This is a genomic window from Verrucomicrobiota bacterium (assembly GCA_016871495.1).
Classification (GTDB): domain Bacteria; phylum Verrucomicrobiota; class Verrucomicrobiia; order Limisphaerales; family VHDF01; genus VHDF01.
Genome location: VHDF01000027.1, coordinates 45,324 through 54,718, shown reverse-complemented (window position 1 = coordinate 54,718; position 9,395 = coordinate 45,324). Strand labels below are relative to the sequence as shown.

The 9,395-nt window shown below is 60.9% G+C and carries 7 protein-coding genes and 1 pseudogene; 1 reads left to right on the top strand and 7 read right to left on the bottom strand.

The annotated features are described in order from the left end of the window. The 7 genes and pseudogenes from asnB to FJ404_08255 form a co-directional block, all read right to left on the bottom strand. The coding region (gene asnB, locus FJ404_08285) for an asparagine synthase (glutamine-hydrolyzing) (protein ID MBM3822866.1) at positions 1-1,367 on the bottom strand (1,367 nt) is incomplete at its 3' end. Between the two features lie 4 nt (positions 1,368-1,371). After that, on the bottom strand, positions 1,372-2,520 hold the full coding sequence (locus FJ404_08280) for a DegT/DnrJ/EryC1/StrS family aminotransferase (GenBank protein ID MBM3822865.1): 1,149 nt from the start codon (positions 2,518-2,520) through the stop codon (positions 1,372-1,374). A gap of 26 nt (positions 2,521-2,546) precedes the next feature. Then, entirely contained in the window at positions 2,547-3,557 is a 1,011-nt protein-coding gene (locus FJ404_08275) for an SDR family NAD(P)-dependent oxidoreductase (GenBank protein MBM3822864.1), read from the bottom strand. A 264-nt stretch (positions 3,558-3,821) separates the two neighbouring features. After that, positions 3,822-5,492, bottom strand: a pseudogene (locus FJ404_08270) (oxidoreductase). 53 nt (positions 5,493-5,545) lie between these two features. Beyond that, a complete protein-coding gene (locus tag FJ404_08265; protein ID MBM3822863.1) occupies positions 5,546-6,646 on the bottom strand; it encodes a DegT/DnrJ/EryC1/StrS family aminotransferase in 1,101 nt (366 codons plus the stop codon). Between the two features lie 27 nt (positions 6,647-6,673). Next, positions 6,674-7,216: a hypothetical protein gene (locus FJ404_08260; protein ID MBM3822862.1), complete on the bottom strand. Its 543-nt coding sequence runs from the start codon at positions 7,214-7,216 to the stop codon at positions 6,674-6,676. 48 nt (positions 7,217-7,264) lie between these two features. After that, positions 7,265-8,272, bottom strand: coding sequence for an NAD-dependent epimerase (locus FJ404_08255; GenBank protein ID MBM3822861.1), 1,008 nt, complete (start codon positions 8,270-8,272; stop codon positions 7,265-7,267). Positions 8,273-8,618: 346 nt separating this feature from the next. Between FJ404_08255 and FJ404_08250 the strand changes: the two genes are divergently transcribed. Continuing rightward, positions 8,619-9,389: a hypothetical protein gene (locus FJ404_08250; GenBank protein ID MBM3822860.1), complete on the top strand. Its 771-nt coding sequence runs from the start codon at positions 8,619-8,621 to the stop codon at positions 9,387-9,389. Positions 9,390-9,395 lie beyond the last annotated feature (6 nt).

Here is a 9,395-nt window from a genome sequence, read left to right as displayed (position 1 = left end):
AGGGAGTGGTTGATGTAGTCCTCTGGACGCTGCAGTTCGTTGTCATGTGTGGCGAACACGTCTCGGAAGATATCCCGTGTCCACACATGGCTCACTTCGCTCCACACAGGCGCGAACATTGTCTTCAGCGTTCGGTTGTCGACGAGCCGTTGCCAGTACAGGTAGTACTGGTCGATGTACTGCTCGAAGTTCTGGCAGTTGGCGGCCCGGTAGTAGCGCCACGGGTAGCCGCCGAAGAGCTCGTCGCCGCCGCTGCCCGACAGCACCACCTTCACGAACTTGCTCGTGAGCTTCGCCGCGTAGTAGTTGGGGTAGCTCTGCCCGACGCGCGGCTCCTCGAGGTGCCGCGCCACCGCAGGCAGCGACCGTTCCATGTCGCCGGCCTTGAGCACCATCTCGTAGTGCTCGGTCTTGAACTTGGCGGACATGGCCTCGGCCTTGGCGCGCTCGTCGAAGGCGAGCTCGATGCCTGAGGCGGAACTGAGGTCGAACCCGCAGGTGAAGGTCTTGAGGTTCGGGAAACTCTGGGCGGCAATCGCCGTGATGGAGCTCGAATCCATGCCGCCCGAGAGATATGCACCCAGTTCCACATCACTCACGAGCTGGCGGTTCACGGCCTGCCTGAAGAGACGGTCGAGCTCCTCGATGTAGTCCTCGCGGCGAAGCGGCTTCTCGGGCTCGCGGAAGCGGTAGTCCCAGTAGCGGTGCAGGGCGGGGCGGGCGCCTTCTTCGGCGCGGAGCGTCAGGAAGTGACCAGCCGGCAGGATGCGGATGTCCTGGAGCAGCGTCTGGTCCGTGAAGATGTTCTGGAAGGTGAAGTACTCGAGTAGCGCGGGCTTGTTGAGCACGCGGCGGAAGCCGGGCTGCGCGGTGATCGCCTTCTGTTCGGATCCGAACGCGAACGTGCCCGACTGGTCGCTGTAGTAGATGGGCTTGATGCCGTAGCGATCTCTCGCGAGCAGCAGGGTGCGTTCCTTGCGGTCCCACAAAGCGAGCGCAAACATGCCGTTGAACTTGAGCAGAGCATCGGTGCCCCAGCGGGCGAGCGCGTAGAGGACAACCTCGCTGTCGGTCTGGCTACGAAACCAGACGCCAGCCGCCTCAAGTTCCGCGCGAAGCTCGCGAAAGTTGTAGATCTCGCCGTTGTAGCTGAGTACCCAGCGGTGGTCGGCGCTCACCATGGGTTGGTGACCGGCCGGGCTGAGGTCAATGATCGCCAGGCGGCGGTGTCCGAGCCCCACATTCCCCTCGATCCAGTGGCCTTCACCGTCGGGCCCACGATGCGCGATCACGTCGGTCATGCGCTTGAGCACGACCGGCGACACCGGTCCACCATCAAGGTGGATAACGCCGATTACCGCGCACATGGGTTCAGCCGATGGCCTTCAGGCAGGCGACCACGTGGCGGTAGTCGGCCTCGTCCATGCGGTTGTGCAGCGGGATCGCCATGGTGTTGCGGTCGCAGTCCATGGCGCCGGGGTAGTCGGTGGGACTGATGCTGTAGCGCCTGGCGTAATAGCCGAGCATGTGCACGGCATGGGTGCCAGGACGCGTGGCGACACCCGCAGCCTGCAGCAGTTCCATGATGCGGTTGCGCGGCAGCGGGGCAGTGGCAGGGTCCACGTAGGTGACGAAGGCCTGCCATGCATGGCTGCCGGCAGCGGATCGCTGCGGCATTCGCAGCCACGGGATACCCGCGAGCTGCTGCAGGTACCACTGCGCCCAGCGGTCGCGGTCTGCGATGAAGCGGTCGAGCTTGGCGAGCTGCGCGAGGCCGACTGCGCCCTGCAGGTCGGTCATGCGGTAATTGAAGCCGAGCAGGTTGAACTCAGGCAGCAGGTAGGGCGTGGGGCCACGGTGGCGCTGCTCTTCGGACACCGACGCGCCGTGGTTACGCAACGCGTTGGCGACCTCAGCGAGTCGGTCGTCGTTGGTGGTGAGCATGCCGCCCTCGCCGGTCGTGATCGACTTGCGGGGGTGGAACGAGAAGACGCCGCAGGTGCCAAGACCGCCGGCCGGGGTGCCGCGCCACGATGCCCCTGCGGCGCAGGCGCAGTCTTCGATGATGGGAACGCCCGCGGGGATAGCAGCTCGTATGGCGTCCATGTCCGCGCAGAGTCCGAAGAGATGGACGGGGATCACCGCCTTGGTGCGGGGAGTGACGCGTTTGGCGAGATCGCGCGGGCAGATGTTGTTGGTGCGTGGGACGACGTCTGCGAAGACCACCGTGGCTCCGCAGTAGAGCACCACGTTGGCGGTCGATACCCATGTGAACGCCGGCACGATGACTTCATCACCGGGACCGATGCCCAGCGAGGCGAGCGCCAGGTGCAGGCCCGTAGTGCAACTGGTGACGGCAAGCGCGTGCTTCACTTGATGCCGCGCGGCAAAGGCGCGCTCGAACTCTGCGACTTTGGGTCCCTGCGTGAGCCAGCCGCTCATGAGCGGTCCCTTGGCTGCCTGCCATTCGTCCTCGCCGGTGGAAGGGAGGGAGATCTGCACGGGCCGGGCCGTAGGCATGATCGGCGTGCGGGCGGGCGTGTCTGTCATCGGGCGCATGCGTGTAGCCCGACGGCGCGCTGCCGCGCAGCGACTTCCGACTTGTGTGTGTTGCGCCACTCGATCAGGGAGCGCATTCCTTCCTCAAGATCGAGGCTCCAGCGAAACCCCAACTCCCGCTCGGCGGCCTTGGGACAGCCGACCCGGTTGGTGACAAACGTTTGTCCAGCCGGTTCGTATTGAATGCCCAACGACTCGCGCCCGCTCAGACGCAGCAGAAGCTCCGCGAGCTCTTTGATCGAGGTCTTGATGCCCCGTCCGACATTGAAGAAACCGAACGGGCAGTTGGACTGAAGCGCGCAGACGTTGGCGCGGGCGACATCGCGCACGTGGATGAAATCGTAGGCTTGCGATCCGTCCCCGAAGACTTTGGGCCTCTCCCCGCGGTCTACGCAGTCGAGAATCTTCATCATGACGGCGATGTAGGCACCCCGATAATCCTGGCGCGGCCCGTAAACGTTCATGTAGCGGAGCCCGACGCCGTGGAGGCCATAGCGCTTGTGATAAGCCTTGAGCATGTGTTCCCCGGCTATTTTGGTGGCGCCATAGAAAGTCCAATTGTTGTAGGGATGCTCTTCGGTCATGGGTTCGGCGACGGCGTCGCCGTAGACGCTGGCGCTTGAAGAATAGACCAGTTTCTTGACTTGATGACGCCGGCAGGCTTCCAACACATTGAAGGTGCCGCGAATATTCACTTCGAACGCGGACTCCGGGTACTCGTGGCAGTGCAGGAGCCAAAGCGCGGCCAGGTGAACCACGCCGTCGATGCCCTCGAAGGCGCGGTCGAGAATATCCCGTTGCAGCACGTCCCCGCCATGAGGGAACAGGTTGACCCGTTTGTCCTGCAAGGCCGAGGCGAGGTTGTCGACGCTGCCTCTCACAAGGTTGTCGTAGACTCGAATTTCAGCGACTTCCGTTTGGATGAGTTCATCCACCACGTGGCTGCCGATCAATCCGGCTCCGCCGATCACCAGGATTCGCTTGTTCTTGAGTTCCATAAATGTGGCTCTTGTGTCTTACGAATCGCGCAACAATTAATTCCGATTTTCCCGCGCCGGGATTTTGACCTGGAGCGAGGCGCACTGAGGGAGCATGCCCTGGCCATGGGCCTGTGACCGAAGTGCAACAATGCTCCAGGTCAAAAGAACCAGCGAGAAAATCGGAAGTGAATGTTCCACGGTTCCCTCGCCCGGAAATTTTATACTCGTTTCACGACCGGGCATTTCCGGGCCAGCCGAATGTGAATGACGCGGGTTAGGCATTCAGGTTGCAGGCCCGGCGCTCTTGAAGTCGTCGTAGGCAAGGCGTCCGAGGCGCATGGATTCGGGCAGGGGCGCCTCCTCATCCAGATCCAGGCAGTGCAACCGTCCGGGTTGGGCTTCCTGGTAGCGCAATCCTGATTCCGGGCATCGCAAGATGCCATCCGGATCAGGCTTGAGGAGATGTCCATGGCGGCTCATCCAACCCTTCTGCCTGGCCGGAGCGCCGACCAGGAAGGCATAATCGGGCGCGCTCCGGGTGACGACGGCTCCCGCGGCGACGAAACTGTAGCGGCCAAGAATCACTCCAGGAACCAGAGTGGCATTGGCTCCGACGGTCGCTCCCCGGCGAATCACGATGCGTTCGTAAATGGACTGCCGATTGACTTGAGACCGGGGATTCGTCACGTTGGTCAGCACACAGGAAGGCCCCAGAAAAACGTCGTCCTCGATGGTGACTCCTGAATACACCGCGACGTTATTTTGAACCTTCACATTGTTTCCGAGCCGGGCGCCTCCCGCCACGAAGGTATTCTGCCCCAGGATGCAGCGCTCCCCGATCACGGCTCCCTGGCAAACGTGCGCAAAATGCCAGACTTTGCTCCCGGGGCCGAGGGTGGCGCCTGGATCCACGACCGCGGAGGGATGGATGTACGGCGATGGGCCCCCTGTCGGGTGCGCTGGCGCCGCGGACAATGACGTTGGCGTGCCTTCGTCCAGCAGGCTCTTTTGGGCGGCTTCGAGAACGCGCAACACTCGCACTCCTTCCATGGCATCGGTTCGGGGCGGGGTGCGGGTCGCGCAGCAGTCCAAAAAGTGCCGGCATTCGTTGGACAAGGGCTCGACTTCCTCGACCTTGAGGTACTCGCAGTTGCGGGTGGTGTTGGGCACGGGAAGCTCGCCGCGCTCCCAGGTGAGGTAATGGCGGTGCAGCCGCAACTTCGACTCCCAGGGCTGCGTGTCGTCAAATACGACCATGCCCTGGGAACCGACGACGGTCAGTTTCTGTTCCTTAAATGGATTCAGCCAACTGACGTAGATGTGAGCTCGAAAACCGCCTACGAAACGGAGCGAGGTGAGCGTGGTGTCATGAACCCCGGGGGTTAGGTAGCAGTCGCCGGTGCACTGGACCCAATCGGGCACGCGGTGGCCCGCCAGGGAGAGAATGACCGAAATGTCGTGGGGCGCGAAACTCCAAAGGGCATTCTCCTCGCGGCGGATGCGTCCGAGATGAAGCCGGTTTGAAGTCACGTAGAACAGCCGCCCGAGTTCGCCGGACGCGACCAAAGCTTGAAGCGCGCCGATGCAGGGATGGTATTGGAGGAGATGCCCCACCATGAGGATGAGGCCTTTCCGGGATGACTCTTGCGCGAGCAGGAGGCCCTGTTCGGGTTCCAGGCAGAGGGGTTTCTCGACAAACACGTCCTTGCCTGCCGCAAGGGCCGCCTGAGCGAGTGAGAAATGAGTGGACGCGGGGGAGGCGATGGCAATTTGGCGAATGGCGGGATCGGCCAGCACTCGATCCACATCGGTGCATTTTTTCACCCCTTCATATCCTGAATCGAAGCCGTCGAGCAGCGATTCGTTCATGTCGCAGAGCGTGTGCAACGCGCCGAGCGCTTGAAAATTGCGGGCCAGATTGCGCCCCCAATAGCCGCATCCCACGAGAGCGAGCGCGGGTTGGGCGGGGGTGGGGACGGGCGGAGTCTTGACGGGGGCTGAGAAGTTCACGGGAGATGGGGTGGGGCAGCCTCGCGAACGCCCTGGCAGACGTCATCGATTTCGGCGGGGTCGAGGAAAGGATGCATCGGCAGGCTGAGCACTTCCCGGGAAGCACGTTCCGCGACCGGAAACGCCCCCCAAGGATAGCCCGGACTTGCGTAGACGGGCTGCTCGTGAAGGCACTTCGGATAATAAATGGCCGTCGGGATTCCTTTGTCTTTCAAGCGGGCGGCGACAACATCGCGCTCCGGCACTCGAATGGTGTATTGCGCGTAGACATGAGTATTGCCTGAAGCCACCTCGGGTGTCACGCAACTGGCTCGCAGCCTTTCGGTATAGGCATGACCAATCCGAGATCGAGCCTCCACCTCCTCAGGGAAGTGAGGCAGTTTGGCCAGGATGACCGCAGCCTGCAAGGTATCGAATCTGCCGTTGGTTCCAACCACCGTGTGATGGTGGCGCTTGCCGCCATGGATTCGGATGTCCCGCATCTGCTGCGCGAGAGCGTCATCGTTTGTGAACAGGGCTCCTCCATCGCCGTAACATCCGAGAGGTTTGGCGGGGAAAAAGCTGGTGCTGGCGATACGGGTCACACTGCAACTTTTGCGCCCCTCTCGCGTGGCCCCAAAACTTTGCGCCGCGTCCTCGATCACCGTGATGCCGCGCGGCTCGCAGAGCGCGTTGATACGGTCATAATCCGGCATCTGACCGAAGAGGCTGACCGGGATGATCGCTTTGGTTCTGGGCGTCATCGCCGCCTCGATCTTGGTAATGTCGATATTGAAGGTGGCGGGTTCGATATCGACAAACACCGGAGTGGCCCCCACCAGATTGATCACTTCGGCACTGCTGATCCAGGTGAAGGGAACGGTGATCACCTCGTCGCCAGGCCCGATCTCGAGAGCCCGCAATGCGATTTCGAGACTCATCGTCCCGCTGGCAACCGTAATGCCATGCTTGACTCCGACAAAGGCAGCCAGAGCGGCCTCGCATTCCTCAACTTCGGGACCCATGACGTACTGGCCGTGTTCGAACACCTTGCGAACACGCGCGTCAATCTCGTCTTGATGTCGCCGATATTGGGTCTTGAGATCAACAAATTGCATGCGTGATAGAAAGAGGCCGGCCGTGCTCTAGAGCATCAATTTCTCAGCCATAGGCAACACGAGTCTCAGCTTTCCTTGGATGCGCGCCAAAGCCTTGATCCGTTCGCTGCAGAGACGTAGCTCGTCCGGCGTGAGAAGCCCGCGTGCCGCGTCCTCGTCCAGGCTCGAGGTCAGGCTGTCCAGGCGGAGGGTGGTCGCGTGCAGGCGGGGGCGGACGTAATTTTGGTAGCTGGCGCGGATGAACTCTACGAGGTCGGTGACGACTTCATAGTAATCCCGCCGGTCCCCCGAGATCCAAATCTGGCGGATGGCGCCCCATTGAGAGAGCTGCCGCGTGCCCGTGCTGGCGCTGCCTTTGCTAATGTTCAAGATGCTGACCAGGTCATCTAGGGAAAGAGGGCTGGCGGAGAGATAGAGGAGTCCGTAGATCTGGCCGATGGAGCGAGGCAATCCCATGAGGTGGCAGAAGCGCGAGCAGGCATCGATCATTTCCCTGCGTGTCCGAGACTCGGTCGTGGCAGACTTCGACCGCAGTTCGCTCAATTTTCGCTTGTCCACCGGGGGCACCATGCGGGAATCGGTGTTTCGAAGAGGCAGGATCTGACCCGAGAGGGCCGGCTAGACGGCGTAGAACTCGCGATACCAGGCGACGAAGCGCTCGACGCCGACCTCGATGGGTGTCGCGGGCTTGAAGCCCGTGTCGCGAGCGAGGTCGTCCACATCGGCAAACGTGGCTGCCACATCGCCGGGCTGCATGGGCAGAAGCCGTTTCTCAGCCCGCCGTCCCAGGGATTTCTCGAGGCAAGCAATCAGATGCAGCAAGGGAACGGGCTGGTGATTGCCGATGTTATACAGACGGAAGGGAGCCTTGCTGGTGCCGGGATCCGGATGATCGCTGTTCCAGTCGGAGGATGGACTCGCCACGACGTCACACGCCCGCTCGACACCTTCGGCGATATCATCGATGTAAGTGAAATCCCTTTGCATGTTCCCTTCATTGAAGACGTCGATGGGCCGGCCTTCGAGGATGGCTTTCGCGAACAGGAACAACGCCATGTCGGGTCTCCCCCAGGGTCCGTAAACCGTAAAGAAACGCAGGCCGGTGGTGGGAAGACCATAGAGATGGCTGTAGGTATGAGCCATCAACTCATTGGCTTTTTTCGTGGCCGCGTAAAGGCTTAGGGGATGATCGACGTTGTGATGAACCGAGAACGGCATCGTGGTGTTGGCGCCATAGACAGAACTGGACGAGGCATAAACCAGATGTTCCACGCGGTGGCGGCGGCAACCTTCCAGCATGTTGCCGAAGCCCAGGAGATTGGAGTCGATGTAGGCTTCGGGGTTGCTGATCGAATAACGCACGCCGGCCTGGGCGGCCAGGTGAATCACCCGCCGAGGTTGGGATTCGGCGAAGAGGTCACGCAGGGCGGAACGGTCGGCAAGATCCGCTTTGCGAAATGAGAAGGAGGGATGGGGCAGCAGTTGATCGAGCCGGGCCTGTTTGAGCCTCACATTGTAGTAATCATTCAAGTTATCGAAACCGACCACTTCATCGCCTCGACGCAAGAGGCGACGAGCCAGGTGGAATCCAATGAAACCGGCGCAACCGGACAACAGAATGCGCATGATAAAGGGAACTGGGAGAGGATCCGGCCGCCGGAGGATCGAGACGCTTCGCGCCCGTCGCTTCGCGTGGGAGAGCTCAAACTTCAGCAGAACGCTCGCTCCGGCGTTTTTTTCGTTCGGAGCGATTTGAACAAAATAGAAGTTGTGGGCCAAGCGCAAGTTAAATCGTGTTTGGGCTGGACTGGGCAGCAGGCCCGCCGCAGGCGCACGCCGCTCGATGGCCGGGCTCTTCCTGCCCCCAAGTTGGAGGGGCGTCCGGGTCCGATTTCCAGGGTTTTGGCGCTGGGCAGAGATCGTTCGGGGAATGCGTTTGTCAAAGAGGCGAACTCGGCCTACTGTCTCCGCCATGCATCGTGCATCCCGAATTCTCTTCCACTTTTTCACAGCTTTCCTTTGGGTTTGCGGTTCGTCCGCGCTCTTGGCGCAAGAGGTCAAACCCAAGCCCGAGTCAGCAGCGCTCCCGACGGCGGAGAGCCTGATTGAAAAGTACATGCAGGCGGTGGGCGGGAAAGAGGCGATCCTGAAAGCCAAATCAAGGGTCATCAAAGGGAACATTGAAATGCCGGCCATGGGCTTGAAAGGTGCCGCCCAGATCTTCGCAAAATCGCCCGACAAGATGCTGACCGTGATCGAAATCGAAGGACTGGGGACGATTCAACAAGGATTCAATGGCAAGATTGGGTGGTCCAAGGATCCGCTCACAGGAGTCCGTGAATTGAAGGACTCGGAACTGTCCATGCTCAAGCGGTCCGTCGAGTTCCACAAGGATGCCAAGTTGAAGGAGCTCTACCCAAAGATGACGGTGAAGGAGAAAAGCAAGCTCGGCGAGTCCGAAGTCTATGTCGTTGAAGCCATTCCGGCAGAAGGTTCCCCTGAAACCATGTTTTTCGACGTCAAGTCGGGGTTTTTGATCCGGAGCGACTTCGAGTTCGAGGGGCCTCAAGGGAAAATGGCTTTCGAGAATTACCTCGAGGATTACAAGGAAGTTGAAGGGGTGAAAATGCCGTTCAAGCTGCGGCAGATCAATCCCGCGATCAGCATCACGACCAAGATCGACGAGGTGAAGCAGAACGTCGAGATTCCCGATTCGAAGTTCGAGAAGCCGAAAGCCGAGTAAGGGATG

Coding starts and splice junctions, on each gene's coding strand:
- FJ404_08280 (MBM3822865.1), bottom strand. CDS start 2,520: ATGCCTACGGCCCGGCCCGTGCAGATCTCCCTCCCTTCCACCGGCGAG.
- FJ404_08275 (MBM3822864.1), bottom strand. CDS start 3,557: ATGGAACTCAAGAACAAGCGAATCCTGGTGATCGGCGGAGCCGGATTG.
- FJ404_08265 (MBM3822863.1), bottom strand. CDS start 6,646: ATGCAATTTGTTGATCTCAAGACCCAATATCGGCGACATCAAGACGAG.
- FJ404_08260 (MBM3822862.1), bottom strand. CDS start 7,216: ATGGTGCCCCCGGTGGACAAGCGAAAATTGAGCGAACTGCGGTCGAAG.
- FJ404_08255 (MBM3822861.1), bottom strand. CDS start 8,272: ATGCGCATTCTGTTGTCCGGTTGCGCCGGTTTCATTGGATTCCACCTG.
- FJ404_08250 (MBM3822860.1), top strand. CDS start 8,619: ATGCATCGTGCATCCCGAATTCTCTTCCACTTTTTCACAGCTTTCCTT.